Consider the following 16737-nt stretch of genomic DNA (forward strand, 5'->3'; position numbering starts at 1 on the left):
TGATCGGTCCTCTCTGTGCAGGGCGCGTCAGCGCGCCCCGCGGGTGTACGGGCTGCCGAGCGCCGGCGGGACGATCGAACTTCGCGCGAAGAGGATCAGCGTCAGCATGACGACGACGAAGGGCAGCATCTGGAAGACGTCGGCCGGGACACTGACCCCGATCAGCTGGAGCGGGTTCTTGATCGCGACCGCGATGCCGTAGAGCAGCGAGGTGATCACGATCCAGCTCACCTTGCCGCGGGAGAGCATCGTGATGACGATGGCGACGAAGCCGAGCCCGCCGGTCATGAACGCGGTGAAGGTGCCGGTCGTGAGAATGGAGAGGAACGCCCCGCCGCAGCCGACGAAGGCGCCGTTGAGCAGCACCGCAGAGCTGCGCGTCTTGATCACACTGCCGCCGGCGGTGTCGAGCGAGGAGGGCTTCTGCCCGGCCGCCCGGATGGAGAGACCCCAGTTCGTCCTGGCGAGCAGGAATGCGACGGCGACCATGACGAGGAGGAGCACCCAGAAGATCCCCGACTGCCGGAAGATCGACGGTCCGACGACGGGCAGGTCGGACAGGCCCGCGATCGCCCAGGAGTCGCCCGGCACGCTCAGCGGGTGCTTCGAGTAGTTCTGCAGATAGAGCACGCTCGTGAGGCCTTCGCCCATGACCGTGATGGCGAGCCCGATGACGATCTGGTTGAGCCCCAGCCAGGTGTTGAGCACGAGCAGCAGAAGATTCGCCACGACCCCGCCGGCGATCCCGCCGAGCATGCCGATCCACGGGCTCCCCGAGGAGACCGCGGCCACGTATCCGCTGTACGCGCCCACCAGCATGACGCCCTCGATGCCGAGGTTGAGCACCCCGGACTGCTCACCGATGGTCTCGCCGATCGCCGCGAGGATGAGGGGCATCGTCTGGACGAGAATCGCCGTGAGAAAGGCGGCGAGGACGCTCGCCGACAGCAGGCCGCTCATGTCGTCACCTTTCCCGATGCAGGACGTGCCGAGGAGCGCGGTCCGAAGATCGCCATCACGGACTGCTTCATGCCGACCGGCAGGTAGCTCTGCCCGAGCCGGCGCTTGTTCCCGACGTACTCCGTGATCGTCATGAACACGAGGATGAGTCCGACGACCACGAGCAGGAAGTCCGAGTTCAGCCCGACGCTCCGGGCCGCATTGATGCCGCCGTTCGCGAAGACCGAGTAGAACCCGACGAGCGGGATCGCGGCCAGGGGACTCAGCCGTGCGAGGAAGACGAAGGGCATCACGGCGTCGCCGTAGGCGGGATTCCAGTTCGCGCGCTGGTAGGTGACGTTGCCGAGCACATCGACCGAGCCCGCTAGGGCGATGAGGGCGCCGGACACGCAGAACAGCAGGATGATCATCCAGCTTCGGCTGATGCCGACGTGCTGGGCGGCCTTCGGGCTCGCCCCGAAGACGTCGAGTCGGACGCCGAACGAGGTCCGGCTCACCACGAACTGCGCCACCAGGGCGAGCACGATCGCGATCACGATGCCGACGTGCACCCGGGTCCCGGCGAGAAAGGGGAGGAGGTCCTCCCGGGGGATCGTCGCGGTCTGCGGCGCCGTCACCTTGGGGTTGGTGTCGTGCATCGGCCCCTTGATGAGCAGGTTCACGACGCCGATGGCGATGAACGACATGACGAGCGAGGTGATGATCTCGTTGGTGCCGAACCGGGCCTTCAGGACCGCGGGCACGATCGCCCAGATCGCGCCGACGAGGAGAGAGCCGACGATCAGGATGGCGGTGACGATCCAGCCCGGCAGCACCGGGTAGAGGACCGGGCCGAAGCCGGAGGCGACCACCGAGCCGAGCAGATAGGTGCCGTTGTAGCCGAGGTTCCAGAGCTGCCCGCGGAACGAGACGATGAGGCCCAGCGCGATGATCATCAGCGGGGCCATGAGCCGGAGGCTGTCCTGCCAGTTGCTGCCGGTGAGGCCGTACTTCCAGACGCCGGCGTAGAAATCGAGGGGGTTGCTGCCCATCGCCACGATGATCAGGCCCGCGACGACGAGCGCCAGGACGACCGGCAGGATGGAGCGCACGAGCCCGTCGGCGATCCGGCGGAAGCGCGGGAGTTCCTCGATCATGCGTGCGTCCCCTCGATCGCGCCGGTCATCAGCTGGCCGACCCGCTCCGCCGTGCCGCGGCCGTCATTCTGCACGATGCCGGCGATCTCACCGTCCGAGATCACCGCGATGCGGTGCGAGAGCTCGACGAGCTCGTCGAGGTCGGTCGAGAGCAGGAGCACGCTGCCGCCCGACGACGCGAACTCGGTGAGGATCTGCCGGACCAGCTTCACCGTCTTGAGGTCCAGCCCGTAGGTGGGCTTGTTGACGACGACGAATCGGGCGCCGTCCGTGAGCTCACGGGCGAGAAGGACCTTCTGGATGTTGCCGCCGGACAGCGTGCCGGCACGGGTCGCGGACGACGGCGTCTTGATCGCGTACTCGCCGATGAGCCGGTCCGCCTCGGCATCCACCGCCTTGCGGTTGATCTGTCCGAGCTTCCAGAACGGCGCCTGGCCGATCCGCTTCAGCACCAGGTTGATGGCGACCGACATGCCTGCGACGGTGCCCTCGTAGAGCCGGTCGTCGGTGACGTAGCGCAGGCCGAGCTTCTGGCGTGCTCGCACGCCGCGGCGGGCGATGTCCTCGCCGTCGAAGCGGATGGAGCCGGCAGAGGCGGAGCGCTGCCCGGCGACGACCTCGGCGAGCGCGCTCTGGCCGTGGCCGTCGATGCCCGCGATGCCGAGGATCTCGCCCTCATGGACGCTGATCGAGACGTTGCGGATGTCGGTGTCGTGGCCGTGTCCGTGGGTCGCGACCCCGCTGAGCTGGAGCCGGACCGACTTCGCGCCGCCTCCCCAGTCGTCGACCTCGCGCCGCGCTTCGGTCGCTCCGGCGAGATCGGCGGCATCGGGGGTCGTGATGTCCTCGCCGAACATCGCCGCGAGGATCGCGCTGTGCGCCTGCGCCTCGCTGAGCGAGGCGAGCTGCTCCGCACCGATGTGGCCGACGTTCTTGCCGCCGCGGAGGATGGTCACACAGTCGCCGATCTGGTAGGCCTCGCGGAGCTTGTGGGTGATGAACACCACGGCGAGACCCCGCGCCTTGATCTGGGCGATCGACTCGGCGAGCTTCTCGATCGCCTGCGGGGTGAGCATCGAGGTGGGCTCGTCGAGGATGAGCAGCCGGCTGCCCTTCCACATCGCCTTCGCGATCTCCACCTGCTGCTGCTGACCGAGGCCGAGGTCGCCGGCGAGGGCCTTCGGGTCGATTCGGGCGCCGAGCAGCTCCGAGAGCTCTTCGAGGCGGGCCACTGCCCGCTTCTCGTTGCGCACCAGCCCCGTCTCGCCGAGCATCAGGTTCTCGAGGACGGTGAACGCGGGGACGAGGGTGGAGTGCTGGTGCACGACGCCGATGCCGAGATCGACGGCCGCCTTGGGGGAGTTGATCGGCGCCGGAGCTCCGTCCACCAGGATCGTGCCGGAATCCGGCTGCTGCATCCCGGCCAGGATGCTGATCAGCGTCGACTTGCCGGCACCGTTCTCACCGAGCAGGCAGTGCACCTGCCCGCTGACGATGTCGAGGGAGATGCGGTCGTTGGCCACAACTCCGGGAAACGCCTTGGTGATCTCGCGCAGAGAGATCACTCCCGGCCCAGCCGCCATGCTGCTCAACAGTCTGCTCCTCGGTCGTTTCCCCGGATGGCCACCTGCGGCGGCCCGACGCCGGGCCGGTGCCTCAGGATCCCCTGGGCGCCGGTCCGGCAGTCGGATCTGCCGCTACGCGGCCTTCTTGGCGGCGATCACGTCCTTCACTGCGGCGGAGTCCTTCGCCCCGCTCGGCTCGATGGTGCCGGCGTCGATGGCGTCGGTCGCCGTCTTCACCGCGGCCTTGATCTCGGCGGTCAGGTTCGGGGTGTCCTGGAGGTACAGGCCGCCATTGCCGACCGTCAGCTCGTAGTTCTTGGACCCGAAGGTTCCCGCTTCCACGTCCTTGATCGCCTGCTCGTAGGTCGCCGTGTAGTCCCAGATGACGGACGTGAGCAGCACGCCCGGGTCGTCCAGTGCCGCGGTGACATCGCCGATGTCGGCGATGTACTTGACGCCGGGGTGCGCGTTGATCGCCTGGATGTAGCCGAGCGTCGCGCCGTCGCCCATCCCGAACACGACGTCAGCGCCGCCGGCGATCACGGTCTCGACCGCGGACTTGCCGCCGGCCGAGTCGGCGTAGCCGCTCGCGCTGATCTGGCCGAAGAGCACGGTGATGCCGGAGTCGACCGAGTAGACGCCCTCGGCGAAGCCGGCGGCCATGTTGAGCCAGTTCACGTCATCCGCCGAGATCACGACGGCTACCGTCTTCGACTCGGTGCTCATCGCGGCGGCGATGCCGGCGAGGTAGCCGCCCTGCTGCGCTTCCACGAGCGCCTCGGCCAGCTGACCGGGGACCGGCTCGAGACCCGAGTCCTGCGCGAGGATCGGAACCTGCATCTGCGCCGACACGGTCTGCGCCGCGACGCCGTAGCCGGAGGCGTGGGCGATCACGAACTGTGCGCCGTCGTCCTTGATGACCTGGCCGAGGACGGTCTCGGTGTTGTCCCAGCCCGCGTCGGGAACGGAGACGTACTCGAGCCCGAGCTTGTCAGCCGCCGCCTTCGAGTTGGCGATGCCGACCTGGTTCCACCCGAGGTCGGTCTCGTTCTCCGGGGCGACGAAGGCGATCTTGGTGATCTTGGGGGCAGCGGCACTGCTGCCGGCGGATGCGGAGGTGTCGGTGCCGGTGTCGGTGCCGGTGCCGCCCGCCTGTGAGGCGCAGCCGCCCAGGCCGATGGTGAGTGCGGTCACGGCCACGAGCGCGCCGAGGCCGGTGACCGTGCGGCGGGAGATGCCGCTGGTGATTGCTTTGTACATTGCAGGGAGTCCTCTCCGAGAGTGGGAACCGTCGCAGCCGGTGCGGGTGAATTTCTCACAATGTGCGTCGGTACCCGGACAGTATGAGAAGAATGGCGGCAGGTCAACGATCCCTGCCATACGTTTACCGACCTGAAACACGACGTGGCCCGGCCAGCCGCAAGGCTGTTGTTCGAGCGGAGGAGGCGAGCGCATGAACGGTGGACGTCGGCGGATGGCGGCGGCGGTGCTTGCGCTGTCGCTGATGGCGCTGTCCGGCTGCGCGGGGCCCGCCGGTTCGTCGCTGCAGAGCTCGTCGGCGCCGACGCATCCCGGGCCCAAGGCGCCGCTGTCGCCGGATGACGCCAATGCCCTCGCCCAGCTCGCCGAGGTGGCCCCGCGGACCTCGACGATCGACCCGGACCTGGCCGACTGGACGGAGTGCTGGCTTCCCAGCGCTCACGTGATTCCCGCGAAGGAGGTGGGCAACGCGACGACCTGGAAGGTGATCTGCCGCATCCACTGGCACGAGGCGGACAGCACGTCGCGGTATCAGGACACGACCTGCATCGGCGACTTCGCCAAGGAGCCGATGCTCGACCACTGCTATCGATGGGTCCACTACGACTATGAGCCCGAGTTCGACGATCACCCGGGCGTCCCTGCGTGACGGGATCAGGCATTGACCGCCGTGTCCTGATTCTCATATCCTGAGCGACACTCGCACCCATGTAAGAAAGATCGAGGAGCGCGCGATGGCGGATCCCAAGGTCTACCTGCTCGACGGCGGCACTCTCGTCATCGACGAGTCCGACGTCCACTGGCACATCAACACCGGCAATCCGGTGCGGTTCCCGGTGTACTCGGTGCTCGTCGAGCACCCCGACGGGCTGATCCTGTACGACACCGGCTACGACCTCGAGCACGTGCGGAAGGTCCTGCCCTTCGAGCTTCCGGAGCAGACGCCCGAGCAGACCATCCCGGCCCAGCTCGCGAAGATCGGCTACAAGCCCGAGGACGTCGACATCGTCGTCAACTCGCACTTCCACTTCGACCATGTCGGCGGGAACAAGCACCTCACCGCGGCGACGCACCTCATCCACAAGGCCGAGCTCCGCCAGGCGCGGTACCCGGAGCCCTTCGAGCGGCTCGGTTACTCCGACATGTCCTTCGACTTCCCCGGCGTCGCGTACAAGCCGATCTCCGGCGACTACGAGATCGCTCCCGGCGTGACACTGTTCGAGACCCCCGGCCACACCGTGGGCCACTACTCGATGCTCGTCGAGCTCGAGCACGACCGGAACATGCTCTTCTGCGGTGACGCCGCCTACACGCGCACGACGCTCGAGAAGGAGTGGATCGCAGGATTCCACCTCGACCCCGCGAAGTCGGTCGAGGCGATCCGCCGGCTCAACTACCTCGGCCGGGTCAAGGACGCGGACATCTACCCCTCGCACGAGCTCGAGCCCTTCCTGGGCTGGAGGCTCGCCCCCGAGTACTACGGCGGCAACTGAGCACCGGCACCGACCGTCCCGCAACCGCCACGAACCGAAGGAAGCAGCATGACTGAACGCGTCGCCATCGTGACCGGAGCCGCCCAGGGGATCGGCGCGGCCATCGCCAAGGAGCTCGCCGCCGACGGCGTCAAGGTGGTGGTGACCGACATCAACATCGAGGGCGCCACGAAGGTGGCCGCGGAGATCGGCGGGGTCGCCAAGCGCCTCGACATCTCCGACCCGGAGCAGGCGAACGCGGTCGTCGCCGAGACGGTCGCCGAGCTCGGACGGCTCGACATCCTCGTGAACAACGCCGGGCTCGTGCCGTTCACCCCCTTCGACGACCTCACCATCGAGCAGTGGCGCCGCACCTTCGCGGTCAACGGCGAGGGCCTCTTCAACATGACGAAGGCCGCCGTCGAGGCGATGAAGCCGAACAACTACGGGCGCATCGTCAACATCGCCTCGAACACCTTCGTCGCCGGAACCCCCAACTGCGCCGACTACGTCGCCACCAAGGGCGCCGTCGTCGGCTTCACGCGGGCCGTCGCGGGCGAGATCGGCAAGTACGGCATCAACATCAACGCGGTCGCCCCCGGCATCACCGCGAGCGAAGGCGTGTTCAGCACCGGGCACGGCGCCGGCTTCGACTACGTCGTTCCCATGCAGGCCGTCAACCGCCGCGGCATGCCGGCCGACATCGCGCCGGCCGTCGCGTTCCTCGCCTCCGAGAAGGCCGAGTGGATCACCGGTCAGCTGCTCGTCGTCGACGGCGGCCACACCCGCAACTGATCTCCGAGCGCATGACCACCGCGAGCGCCGACGTCCTGATCATCGGCGCCGGCTCCGCGGGCTGCGTGCTCGCGAACCGGCTCAGCGCCGATCCGGCACGACGGGTCGTCGTGCTGGAGGCCGGAGGCCGGGTCACCGACCCCGACATGCGACGGCCGGAGCTCTGGCCGTTCCTCCAGCATCGGGACTATGACTGGGACTACCTCACGGTCCCGCAGCGTGCCCTCGCCGGAAGGCGGTTGAGCTGGGCGCGCGGTCGGGGAATCGGCGGCTCGAGTCTGCTCCACGCGACCGCCCACATGCGCGGCTGCCGTGCGGACTACGACCGATGGGTCGCCGCGACCGGGGACGATCGCTGGTCCTGGGACCGGCTGCTTCCGCGTTTCCGCGCGATGGAGTCCTTCTCCGGCGGGGCCGATGCGGTGCACGGGGCGGACGGCCCGCTCTCGGTGCTCAGTCCCGGTCCGGACCTGCTGAGCCCCCTCGTGCAGGACTTCCTCGCCGGCGCCGCGTCGCTCGGCGTGCCCCGAATCGCCGACCACAACGGCGGCGAGATGCTCGGCGCCACCCCGAACTCGCTCACTCTCCGAGACGGCGAGCGGATGACCGTCGCCGACGCCTACCTCGACCCGGTGATGGACCGGCCGAACCTCGCGGTGCTCACCGGGGTGATCGTGCAGCGACTGCGCATCTCCCGAGGCCGCGTCACGGGTGCCGAGGTGCTCGTGCACGGCAAGCCGATGGACATCGCCGCCGGGACCGTGATCCTCGCCGCCGGTTCGATCGGGAATCCGCTGCTGCTCATGCGCTCCGGCGTCGGCGACCCTGAGGTGCTCGGCGCGGCCGGCGTGGCGACGGTCGTGGAGTCGCGCGGGGTGGGCAAGAACCTGCACGACCACCTCCTCGGCGCGGGCAACCTGTACCGCTCGGCGAAGCCCGTGCCGCCGAGTCGCCTCAACCTCTCCGAATCGATGTCGTACCAGTCGGCGAAGGGCTTCGGCGAGACCGCCGGACCCGTCGACATCGTGGTGGGCTGCGTGGTCGCGCCCAGCGTCTCCGAGTCCTTCTCGCCGGACGTCGGGCCGGGGGAGGGCTTCACCCTGCTCTTCGGGGTCACCAATCCGACGAGCCGCGGGCAGCTGTGCATCAGCGGCCCCTCCATCGACGACGCCCCGACCATCGATCCCAACTACTTGGACACCGAGCACGACCGGGCGATGTTCCGGCTCGCGCTGGACCGCGCCCGCCAGATCGGCTCGACCCAGGCCCTCGCGGGCTGGCGTGCCGAGGAGCTGCTGCCGGGGCCCGGCGTGAGCAGCGAGGACGACGTGGACGCCTTTCTCGCCCGTGCCGCCGTCACCCACCACCACCCGGTCGGCACCCTGCGGATGGGCGCGGACGACGGGGCGCCGGTGACCCCCGATCTCGGCTTCCGCGGCCTTGACGGCCTCTCCATCGTCGACGCCTCCGTCATCCCCTCGATCACGGCAGGCCCGGTGCATGCGCCCGTCCTGGCGATCGCCGAGGAGTTCGCCGCCGGATTCGACTGACCGCGCGATCCGACCTTCGACCAGGGAGACCCATGAGCACACTCACCGATCAGGACGTCCTCGACAGGGTCGCCGCCCGAGAGCCCGATATCCGGGCGGTCTCGGCCTTCGTGCTCGCGCATCCGGAGCTCGGGCACGATGAGCACGCGACGTCCCGGGAACTCGCCGACCGGCTGGAGCGCGCGGGCTACCAGGTGCAGCGCGGCGCGGGCGATCTCGCCACCGCCTTCCGCGCCGAGCTCGCCACCGGGCGACCCGGCGGCACCGTCGGGCTGCTCGCCGTCTACGACGCCGCGCCGGCCCACCGAACCTCCGACGGTGCGACCGTCCCGACCCATTCCTGCGGCCACTCCGCGCAGTCCGCGGGCGTTCTCGGCGCCGCCCTCGCCCTGGCCGACCTGCGCGACTCGCTCACCGGCACGGTCGTCGTGGTCGGCTGCCCGGCCGACGAGATCCACGCCCCCGGAACGCAGCGCCTGGGCAGCGGCAAGGCGCTCACCGCTGCCCGCGGGGTGTGGCGCGGCGTCGACGCCGCCCTCTACGCGCACCCGGAATTCCTCGACGCGGTGTGGTCCGAGTCGCTCGAGATGCGGCGGGAGACGGCGGTCGTCTCGGGAGGGCGCACCCTGCGGAACGATCTCGAGCCCGTCCCGTACGCGGCGTTCCGCCGGCTCGGGGCGCTGCTTCAGACCCTGGACCGTTCCCGCGTCATGGTGGAGACCGTCGTGCTCGACGGCGACGTCGAGGAGGGGTCCGGTCTCTCACTCCGCGCGCAGTTCCTCGTGTTCGCCACGTCGGCGGAGGAGATCGACACCCTCCTCGAGCCGGTCCGGCAGGCCCTTCCCGACGCCGTCTGGGAGCGGGGAAACGCGATCGAGGCCATCCGTCCGGACGCCCGCGTGACCGCCGTCGTGCAGGACGCGCTGGCCGCCGCCGGGCGTCCTGTGCGGCTCGGCGTCCCGCCGCTTCCGTTCGCGACGGACTTCGGCAACGTGACCCGGGTCGTCCCCGCCGCGCTCATCGGTGTCGGCCGCCCCGACGGGTGGGCCTTCCACACGGAGGGCGGCGAGCCGCAGTTCGCGGGCCCGGAGGGCGCGGCGATGGCACGCGGCATCGCGGAGGTGCTCGCCCTCGCCGGGCGCCGACTCACGGCCTGAGCAGCCACCCGCGCCCACGTCGCGGCCGCCCGGTTCCTTCCTCAGGCGCCGAGGAAGAGCCGCTGCGCGGTGCCGTTCATGACCGCCTCGAGCTGATCGGGCGCGAGCCCGGCCAGCTGCACCTTGAGCTGCTCGACCTTCGGCTCGTGCCACGGACCGTCGGAGCCGTACATCACACGGTCGGCGCCGACCGTGTCGACCGCCTCCCTGATCTTGAGGCTCATCGGCATGCCGCTCGTCTCGAGCCAGACATTGGGGTGGCGTCCCGCGATGGCGATCGAGGCGTCGATGTAGACGATGTTCCCGTGGCCCATGTGCCCGAGGATGATCTTCGCCTCCGGGTAGCGGACGATCAGCTCCTCGATGCTCCACGGCAGCGAGAAGATCGGATGGCCGCAGTGGATGAGCGCGGGCAGATCGTGCTCGAGGAGCACCTCGATGATCGGGTGCACCCGCGGGTCATCGGGCAGGAAGCCGCCGAACAGCGGGTGCAGCTTCACCCCGCGGACCTTCGGGTCCCGGAGGTACTCCCGGAGCTCGGCGACGGTGCCCTCGCGCTTCGGGTCGGCCCAGTACAGCTGGTACGCGCCGGGGATGTCGGCCACCACGCGGCGGACCATCGCATTGTCCTCGTGGAACACCATCGCGGTGTCGATGTCGTTCGCAGCGAGGTAGGGCGCGAGTCCGTCCTCGTCGAGACGCACCCCCGACATCGGGAAGTCCCCGACGTGGAAGTGCGCGTCGGTGATCGCCATCAGCGCTGCCAGACCCCGACGGTCCGCGCCTGTTCGAGAATGCTGTCGGCGTACCGAGTCAGGAACTCCTCGCGGCTGGGCGTGCCCTCGACCGGGCGATCGAGCGCATAGATCCAGAAGTAGTAGTGGTGGATGCCGTGGCCGACCGGCGGCTGCGGGCCGTAGTACTGGTCGGCGCCCGCGCCGTTCGGGGCCTGCCGGACGCCGGGCGCGTCGAGGTCGAGCGACGTGGCCTCGGCCGGGATCCCGTAGACGACCCAGTGGGTGAAGCCGTGCGGCAGCGGTGCGTCCGGGTCGTGGCAGATGATGGCGTACTCGACGGTGCCCTCCGGCGGTCCCGAGAACTCGAGTCGCGGCACCGAGCTGCCGCCGTCCGCGGTGAACTCGACGGGGAAGCGCTCGAGGTTCGGGACGTCGGGGCTTGCGATGGTCAGCTTGTCGACGAAGAGCGCCATGGGCTCGTCCTTTCGTTGGTTCGGATCTTCTGTTCAGGCCGCGAGCAGTCGCCCGAGTTCGGCGGTGAGGAGCTCGGGACGCTCCTCGGGGATGTAGTGGTCGGCGCCCTCGACCAGCACCCAGCGATCGCCCGGCCGCTCGGCGATCGCGGCCGCCCAGGCGTCCGCGCTGACGATGCGGCTGTCGGCGCCCCGCAGACTCGTCATGGGCGCGGTCACCGCACGGAACTCCGCGTCCCACGGTGTCCGGAAGCCCTCGATGAGCTCCTGCATGGCCGCAGGGGCGGCCAGCGGCCACCACTGCCCGTCGGCGCGCTGCGCATAGCCCCACCGTGCGCGGCGCCGAACGGCACCGGGCAGGATCCGCGGGTAGCGGCTGCGGAGGTAGTCCTCGACGGCCGGGAGGTCGGGGAAGGCGCGGTATCCCCCCGCGACCCGCACCGCCAGGTCATCGAGGACCGTCGCCTCCACGTAGGGGGTGTAGTCGACGGAGACGACGGCGCGCACGCGGTCGGGGTGCAGTGCGCCGACCAGCCAGGCGTTCCGGCCGCCGAGCGAATGCCCGCCGACGATTGCCCGCTCCAGGCCGAGCGCGTCAAGCACGGTGATGACGTCTGCAGCGAAGTCCCGGCCGCCGTACCCGCGCGCGGGCTTGTCGCTTCGGCCGTGCCCGCGCTGGTCGAGCGCGATGACCGTGGCGTGCGGGGCGAGCGCCTCCGCGACCGGCTCCCAGACGGCGTGGTTCGCCGAGGTGCCGTGCAGCAGCACGATCGGCGGGCCGGAGCCCCGCACCCGGAACGCGAGGTCGACCTCGGCGCCCCGGGTGCGGGAGAGGCCGTCCGCGATCGGCTCGACGCCGATCGGGGCGGCCATCAGACGTTCGGGATCGAGGAGAGCGTCTTCCGGGCGGCGACGAGACCGGTCACGATCTCCTTGCGCTTGGCCGCGATGGCCTCGGGGCCGTCGTACTCGTACATGCCGCTGCCGGTCTTGAAGCCGAGCGTGCCGGCGGCGATCTTCTCCTCGATCATCGCCGGGGTGTCCTTGCGGTCTGCGAGGTCGGCGTTGAGGTAGCTGGAGACAGCCTTGTAGATGTCGAGGCCCGCCATGTCGAGCAGGCGAGTGGGGCCGATCACCGAGAGCTTGTAGCCGATGCCCCACTTGACGCAGGCGTCGAGCCCCTCCGGGGTGACGATGCCCTTCTCGAGGAGGTCGAGGCACTCGCGGAGGATCGCGTAGAGGACGCGGTTCTCGACGAAGCCGGGGGTCTCCTTCTCCACGACGGGGACGTAGTCGAAGGCCTTCACGATGTCGACGAGCCGATCGACGTGCGACGGGTCGGTCTCCTCACCGGGGATCACCTCGATCATCGGGATGAGGTGCGGCGGGTTCGACCAATGCATGCCGATGAGTCGGCCCGGGGCCTTCATTCCCCGGGCCATGGTGCTGATCGGGATGCCGGAGGTGTTCGAGGCGATGATGACGTTCTCGCCGATGAGGCCGTCCTCGAGCTGCGCGAACAGCGCCTGCTTGAGCTCGAGGCGCTCCGGGATGGCCTCGATGATGAGCTCGGTGCCGGCCACCGCGTCGCCGAGGTCGGTGCCGAACGACACGGACCCGCCGTCGGACTTGGGGGTGCCGACGTTCTCCAGGACGCCGTTGACCATGGCGTAGGACGCCTGGGCGTTCTCGATGGCCTGGTCGGAGATGTCGTAGAGGCGGACGACGACACCGGCGCGGGCGAGGGTCGCGGCGATGCCGGGGCCCATGGTCCCCGACCCGATGACGGTGGCGATCTTCGGAAGGCTGCTCATGCGAATGCTCCTAGTCGACTGTGGTGGCGTTGCGGGGAATGCGGAATCAAATGCCGGGCGGGAGGCTGATCTGCGAGATGCCGATGCCCTGCAGCGCCTCGACCCGGTCGAGGCGCCGGTTGAAGTAGGTCCAGAAGTTGTTCTGCGCCTTGGCCGGGTAGATCCGGTCGAACTTCTCCCTCGTCTCCTGCGGGTCGGGCTCGATCGGGGGGAACCCGGAGGATTTGAGGTCCACCTGGAACCGCGCGGCCTTCTCGAGGAAGATCCCGGTCAGCGCGAGCTCGGGGACGGTGGAGCCGACGAAGGCGACCCCGTGATTCGCGAGCAGCAGCGCCTGAGCCCCGCCCAGCGCCTTCGCGGCGGCGACGCCGAGAGGCACCGTGGTGATGATGTGGCTGGTCTCCGCGAAGCGGGGCACACCCTCGTAGGCGAACCAGACGCCGTGGTTGTTGTAGGGCTTGAGCTCCTCCGTCGACGCGCCCAGCACGGTCGAGAAGTGCGCGTGCGAGTGGCCGACGAAGTTGACGTCCGGCCGGGCCCGCAGGATCTCGGCGTGCAGCGGCCACTCGAGGTGGCGGAGGCCGGTGCCTTCGAGCACGTTCCCGTCGAAGTCGAGAAGGATGAAGTCGTCGTCCTCGACCTCCGAGAGAGCGAGGTTGCCGCGCTTGAGCCAGAGACCGCGGCCGAAGGGGTCCCGATACGAGACGTGTCCCATCGACATGTCTCCGTGGCCCTCGAGTTCGAGGATCCGGTGGGCCCGAGCGACGTCCGCGAGCACGCTTGCGATCGACGCGTCCTCGAAGTACTGACTGTGCTGATATGTCATGAGACTCCTGCTCTGCGAGGGACTAGTGCGAGTTCTGCGCTGCGACGTCGGCGACTGTCATGCCGCCGACGCGGGGGTTCGGCCGGCCGCCGCTGGCGACCGCCACGATGATCACGAGTTCGTCCGGCCGGGGGGCGTCGGGCAGCGTGATCGTGATCGCGTCGTAGTGCGAGCGAACGTAGACCTCATCCTTGTAGGCGAGAGGGATGTCGATCTGTGCTCCGGGGCCGGTCACCTTCGAGGCGGAGGAGATCCAGGCCTTTCCGCCGCCCACCGCATCGCGGAGAGCGTCGCCGAAGACGGTGGTGATGCAGGCGACGACATGCTCCTGCTCCCCGTTCAGCCCGGCGAGACCGCCCTTGCCGTACGACTCGACGGGGCGACCGCCGAGCAGCGCCACGGCGCGACGTCCGAGCTCGGATCCGATGCTCGCGCTCGGCGCTGTCAGCGGGGAGAGGTCCTCGACCCAGCGCGCGGCGAAGGGGTTCTCCAGGACGACGGCGACCGCTGCCTTGACGAGCGGCTGAGCCGGCGCGGGGCCGACCTCGTGAAGCGTCTCGGAGACGAAGGAGTGGAAGGCGCGGACGCGGTAGTAGGGATCGATGCTCATGCGTTCACCTCGTGTCGGTGGGGGTCGGTCGGGTTGTACAGCGCGGTCTCGATGACGTCTCCCTGGAACTGGTCGCCCTGCGCCATCTGGCGGGTGTCGGCGTAGTACTGCGAGCGGTCCTGGGCGCGGTCGGTGATCGGCCGCTCGACGCGCTCCCACTCACGGAGGACTTCGGCCATCCGGTCCTCCGGGGCATTCGTCGCCTGGGTGGCGAGCGTCCAGGCGTTGTGGATCGAGCATCCCGCGCCCTGAGCCAGCGCGGGGCACATCGCATGCGCCGCATCGCCGATGATCGCGACCCTGCCCTCGGTCCAGCGCTCGACTCGCGTGGTCTGGTAGCCGTAGTACCTGCCGGGCAGCTTGGCCGCCTCCTCCAGGACCGGTGCGAGGTGCGGGAAGTTCGCCGTCCAGAGGTTCACGTCGATCGGCACCTTGGAGCCCTGCGGATCGCTGACCGGGGCCATCAGGGCGATGTACACGTCCTCGTCGTTGCAGGGCACGTAGAGCACGCGGAGGACCCGGGGCTCGATGTTCCAGAAGTCGATGTAGTTGTCCCACTCGGTGTCCGGCTCGAGCCGCTGCAGCTCGGCCTTGTGGCGGGGGACGAGGAAGCGGGTGATGCCATCGCGCGACCGCTCCCTCCGGAGCGGGATGCCGAGCGAGTCGCGGACCGCGGAGCCGACGCCGTCCGCCCCGACGACGAGGTCGGCGTCCGCTGAACTGCCGTCCGCGAAGTCGATGCGGCCCTCAGCGGTGGCGCCGGTCACTTCCGACCCCGGGAGAATCTCGACCCCGGATTCCCGAGCAGCAGTGAGCAGCGTGCTGTAGAGGTGGGGCCGTGTGACGGAGATCCAGCGCACGCCCTCGAGCTTCTCCTGCGAGCGGATCACGTTGTTCATGCGGGTCTCGTATGCGGGGGAGTGCATGGCGCGTGATTCGAGATCGGGGGTCGCGCCCAGCCTGTCGAGGACCTGGAGGCTGTTGCCCCAGAGGACGATGCCCGCACCTTCGGCGCGGAGTTCCGGCGTGCGTTCGTGCACGCGGACGGTCCACCCCTTCTGGGCGAGCGCGGTGGCGAGCGTCAGCCCGGCGAATCCGGCGCCGGCGATCTCTGCATGGCGAGGTGAAGGCATAGAGCATCAACTTTCAGGGCGTTTTCTTACAATCTAATCGGCTCTTCTCGTATGCGGAGAGTATCGCGGAGCGAGCCGCGACCTGCAAGATCTCCCCGGGAAAAGGCCGGAGATCCAGCGGGCCGGCATCATGGTTGGGCGGGGAGGCCGGCGCGGCGCCGGAGAGTCCTGCTGTTCGCTCGCATTTCTCGTCGCGCCGCACTACCAGATGCGGCAGGTGCGTCCGGGTGTCGACACGCCGCGCCGGGGTAACGGATTTGCAACGGCGCGGAGGTCGACCTAATCTTCCCTGTGCCAGCCGGCATCCGAAGCGCAGGAGCAATCGGAACCGAATCCCGGACTGGACGTACGCCGGTGCTGCCACGCCTCACGCTGCCCACATGCAGCACCGTTTATCCGACCGCTATTCGTCAGGGTGGGCAGCGGCGCGGCGAGACCCGGGGACGGGACGAGCGTCGGCGAACCCGCTGGAGCACGTACATGAAGATCCTGACCAACACTCGCGCCGCCGCTGGCGGCCTCGCCTTCGTCGCCCTGACGGCGGCGGGAGTCGCTCTCACGGCGGCACCGGCCAGCGCCGCGTCGCAGTCCACCTGGGACGCCATCGCCCAGTGCGAGAGCAGCGGCAACTGGCAGATCGACACCGGCAACGGCTACTACGGCGGCCTGCAGTTCAGTCCGGACACCTGGGCCGCCTACGGCGGTTCCGGCAGCGCTGCGGATGCCAGCAAGGAGCAGCAGATCGCTGTCGCCGAGCGGGTGCTCGCCAGCCAGGGCTGGGGAGCGTGGCCGGCCTGCTCGGCCCAGCTCGGTCTCTCCGGCACGAGCGGTTCTCTCGAGAGCGACTCGAGCGCTCCGCAGTCGGACTCCTCGTCGACTGCGGACGAGTCGACGGGGGACGCCTCGACGAGTGACTCCACGGACGAGTCGTCCTCGACGGAGGATGTCGCGGCGGAGCCCGCCCCGGCGCCCCGCCATGTCGCATCGGTTGCCCTCTCCGGTGAGACCTACACGGTCGTCTCCGGCGACACCCTGGACAAGATCGCGACGAAGCTCGGAGTGAGCGGTGGCTGGCAGCAGCTGGCCGACGCGAACGTCGCCACGATCGACGATCCTGACCTGATCTTCCCGGGGCAGAAGCTGCAGCTTCCGGCCTGATCGGTCCTTCTCCCCAGCGGGAAGACCGCAATGAAGACCGGGGCGGCGCCGGAGCGCTGTCCCGGTCTTCGCCCGCTGGGCGACCGTGCGC

The 16737-nt window shown here is 69.4% G+C and carries 17 protein-coding genes; 6 read left to right on the forward strand and 11 right to left on the reverse strand.

Going from position 1 to position 16737, the window contains the following annotated elements:
- Window positions 1-27: 27 nt before the first annotated feature.
- The 4 genes from JWR33_RS05995 to JWR33_RS06010 form a co-directional block, all read right to left on the reverse strand.
- Window positions 28-960 (reverse strand): ABC transporter permease, encoded by a 933-nt coding sequence (locus tag JWR33_RS05995; protein ID WP_297410242.1) that lies wholly within the window; start codon window positions 958-960, stop codon window positions 28-30.
- Window positions 957-2096, reverse strand: a complete 1140-nt coding sequence (locus JWR33_RS06000; RefSeq protein ID WP_297410243.1) for an ABC transporter permease — start codon at window positions 2094-2096, stop codon at window positions 957-959. Before JWR33_RS06000 ends, JWR33_RS05995 begins: the two co-directional genes overlap by 4 nt.
- On the reverse strand, window positions 2093-3679 hold the full coding sequence (locus JWR33_RS06005; RefSeq protein WP_297410288.1) for an ABC transporter ATP-binding protein: 1587 nt from the start codon (window positions 3677-3679) through the stop codon (window positions 2093-2095). Before JWR33_RS06005 ends, JWR33_RS06000 begins: the two co-directional genes overlap by 4 nt.
- A 114-nt stretch (window positions 3680-3793) precedes the next feature.
- Entirely contained in the window at window positions 3794-4921 is a 1128-nt protein-coding gene (locus tag JWR33_RS06010; protein ID WP_297410245.1) for a BMP family ABC transporter substrate-binding protein, read from the reverse strand.
- Window positions 4922-5114: 193 nt separating this feature from the next.
- On the opposite strand from JWR33_RS06010, the gene JWR33_RS06015 reads away from it, so the two are divergent.
- The 5 genes from JWR33_RS06015 (at window position 5115) to JWR33_RS06035 (ending at window position 9895) form a co-directional block, all read left to right on the forward strand.
- Window positions 5115-5570, forward strand: coding sequence for a hypothetical protein (locus tag JWR33_RS06015; RefSeq protein ID WP_297410246.1), 456 nt, complete (start codon window positions 5115-5117; stop codon window positions 5568-5570).
- Between the two features lie 85 nt (window positions 5571-5655).
- Entirely contained in the window at window positions 5656-6414 is a 759-nt protein-coding gene (locus JWR33_RS06020; protein WP_297410249.1) for an N-acyl homoserine lactonase family protein, read from the forward strand.
- 48 nt (window positions 6415-6462) lie between these two features.
- A complete protein-coding gene (locus JWR33_RS06025; RefSeq protein WP_297410251.1) occupies window positions 6463-7188 on the forward strand; it encodes an SDR family oxidoreductase in 726 nt (241 codons plus the stop codon).
- 11 nt (window positions 7189-7199) lie between these two features.
- Window positions 7200-8738 carry a GMC family oxidoreductase N-terminal domain-containing protein gene (locus tag JWR33_RS06030; protein ID WP_297410253.1) on the forward strand — a complete coding sequence of 513 codons (1539 nt, stop codon included), beginning with the start codon at window positions 7200-7202 and terminating at the stop codon, window positions 8736-8738.
- A gap of 32 nt (window positions 8739-8770) precedes the next feature.
- The gene (locus JWR33_RS06035) at window positions 8771-9895 is read left to right on the forward strand and encodes a M20/M25/M40 family metallo-hydrolase (protein WP_297410255.1); all 1125 of its coding nucleotides are present in this window, start codon (window positions 8771-8773) and stop codon (window positions 9893-9895) included.
- A gap of 41 nt (window positions 9896-9936) precedes the next feature.
- Here JWR33_RS06035 and JWR33_RS06040 read toward each other — a convergent pair whose 3' ends face one another.
- From JWR33_RS06040 to JWR33_RS06070, 7 genes are read right to left on the reverse strand one after another with little or no spacing between them, the layout of a single operon-like run.
- On the reverse strand, window positions 9937-10650 hold the full coding sequence (locus JWR33_RS06040) for an amidohydrolase family protein (RefSeq protein ID WP_297410257.1): 714 nt from the start codon (window positions 10648-10650) through the stop codon (window positions 9937-9939).
- Window positions 10650-11105: a YbhB/YbcL family Raf kinase inhibitor-like protein gene (locus tag JWR33_RS06045; RefSeq protein ID WP_297410258.1), complete on the reverse strand. Its 456-nt coding sequence runs from the start codon at window positions 11103-11105 to the stop codon at window positions 10650-10652. The genes JWR33_RS06040 and JWR33_RS06045 overlap by 1 nt, the downstream gene beginning before the upstream one ends.
- Window positions 11106-11138: 33 nt before the next feature.
- A complete protein-coding gene (locus JWR33_RS06050; RefSeq protein ID WP_297410259.1) occupies window positions 11139-11978 on the reverse strand; it encodes an alpha/beta hydrolase in 840 nt (279 codons plus the stop codon).
- Window positions 11978-12919 (reverse strand): 3-hydroxyacyl-CoA dehydrogenase NAD-binding domain-containing protein, encoded by a 942-nt coding sequence (locus JWR33_RS06055; RefSeq protein ID WP_297410260.1) that lies wholly within the window; start codon window positions 12917-12919, stop codon window positions 11978-11980. Before JWR33_RS06055 ends, JWR33_RS06050 begins: the two co-directional genes overlap by 1 nt.
- Before the next feature lie 46 nt (window positions 12920-12965).
- Window positions 12966-13745: a class II aldolase/adducin family protein gene (locus JWR33_RS06060; RefSeq protein ID WP_297410261.1), complete on the reverse strand. Its 780-nt coding sequence runs from the start codon at window positions 13743-13745 to the stop codon at window positions 12966-12968.
- A 22-nt stretch (window positions 13746-13767) separates the two neighbouring features.
- Window positions 13768-14355 carry an amino acid synthesis family protein gene (locus JWR33_RS06065; RefSeq protein ID WP_297410262.1) on the reverse strand — a complete coding sequence of 196 codons (588 nt, stop codon included), beginning with the start codon at window positions 14353-14355 and terminating at the stop codon, window positions 13768-13770.
- Complete coding sequence (locus JWR33_RS06070; protein ID WP_297410263.1) at window positions 14352-15488, reverse strand: NAD(P)/FAD-dependent oxidoreductase; 1137 nt, start codon at window positions 15486-15488, stop codon at window positions 14352-14354. The genes JWR33_RS06065 and JWR33_RS06070 overlap by 4 nt, the downstream gene beginning before the upstream one ends.
- A 480-nt stretch (window positions 15489-15968) precedes the next feature.
- Between JWR33_RS06070 and JWR33_RS06075 the strand changes: the two genes are divergently transcribed.
- The gene (locus JWR33_RS06075) at window positions 15969-16646 is read left to right on the forward strand and encodes a transglycosylase family protein (RefSeq protein ID WP_297410264.1); all 678 of its coding nucleotides are present in this window, start codon (window positions 15969-15971) and stop codon (window positions 16644-16646) included.
- Window positions 16647-16737: the final 91 nt, after the last annotated feature.

Origin of the sequence: Naasia sp., from assembly GCF_025465545.1 — a bacterium.
Lineage (GTDB): Bacteria > Actinomycetota > Actinomycetes > Actinomycetales > Microbacteriaceae > Naasia.

What these genes read in the sequence shown, in the direction of transcription:
- JWR33_RS05995 (WP_297410242.1), bottom strand. Translation starts at nt 960, where the DNA reads ATGAGCGGCCTGCTGTCGGCGAGCGTCCTCGCCGCCTTTCTCACGGCG.
- JWR33_RS06000 (WP_297410243.1), bottom strand. Translation starts at nt 2,096, where the DNA reads ATGATCGAGGAACTCCCGCGCTTCCGCCGGATCGCCGACGGGCTCGTG.
- JWR33_RS06005 (WP_297410288.1), bottom strand. Translation starts at nt 3,679, where the DNA reads ATGGCGGCTGGGCCGGGAGTGATCTCTCTGCGCGAGATCACCAAGGCG.
- JWR33_RS06010 (WP_297410245.1), bottom strand. Translation starts at nt 4,921, where the DNA reads ATGTACAAAGCAATCACCAGCGGCATCTCCCGCCGCACGGTCACCGGC.
- JWR33_RS06015 (WP_297410246.1), top strand. Translation starts at nt 5,115, where the DNA reads ATGAACGGTGGACGTCGGCGGATGGCGGCGGCGGTGCTTGCGCTGTCG.
- JWR33_RS06020 (WP_297410249.1), top strand. Translation starts at nt 5,656, where the DNA reads ATGGCGGATCCCAAGGTCTACCTGCTCGACGGCGGCACTCTCGTCATC.
- JWR33_RS06025 (WP_297410251.1), top strand. Translation starts at nt 6,463, where the DNA reads ATGACTGAACGCGTCGCCATCGTGACCGGAGCCGCCCAGGGGATCGGC.
- JWR33_RS06030 (WP_297410253.1), top strand. Translation starts at nt 7,200, where the DNA reads ATGACCACCGCGAGCGCCGACGTCCTGATCATCGGCGCCGGCTCCGCG.
- JWR33_RS06035 (WP_297410255.1), top strand. Translation starts at nt 8,771, where the DNA reads ATGAGCACACTCACCGATCAGGACGTCCTCGACAGGGTCGCCGCCCGA.
- JWR33_RS06040 (WP_297410257.1), bottom strand. Translation starts at nt 10,650, where the DNA reads ATGGCGATCACCGACGCGCACTTCCACGTCGGGGACTTCCCGATGTCG.
- JWR33_RS06045 (WP_297410258.1), bottom strand. Translation starts at nt 11,105, where the DNA reads ATGGCGCTCTTCGTCGACAAGCTGACCATCGCAAGCCCCGACGTCCCG.
- JWR33_RS06050 (WP_297410259.1), bottom strand. Translation starts at nt 11,978, where the DNA reads ATGGCCGCCCCGATCGGCGTCGAGCCGATCGCGGACGGCCTCTCCCGC.
- JWR33_RS06055 (WP_297410260.1), bottom strand. Translation starts at nt 12,919, where the DNA reads ATGAGCAGCCTTCCGAAGATCGCCACCGTCATCGGGTCGGGGACCATG.
- JWR33_RS06060 (WP_297410261.1), bottom strand. Translation starts at nt 13,745, where the DNA reads ATGACATATCAGCACAGTCAGTACTTCGAGGACGCGTCGATCGCAAGC.
- JWR33_RS06065 (WP_297410262.1), bottom strand. Translation starts at nt 14,355, where the DNA reads ATGAGCATCGATCCCTACTACCGCGTCCGCGCCTTCCACTCCTTCGTC.
- JWR33_RS06070 (WP_297410263.1), bottom strand. Translation starts at nt 15,488, where the DNA reads ATGCCTTCACCTCGCCATGCAGAGATCGCCGGCGCCGGATTCGCCGGG.
- JWR33_RS06075 (WP_297410264.1), top strand. Translation starts at nt 15,969, where the DNA reads ATGAAGATCCTGACCAACACTCGCGCCGCCGCTGGCGGCCTCGCCTTC.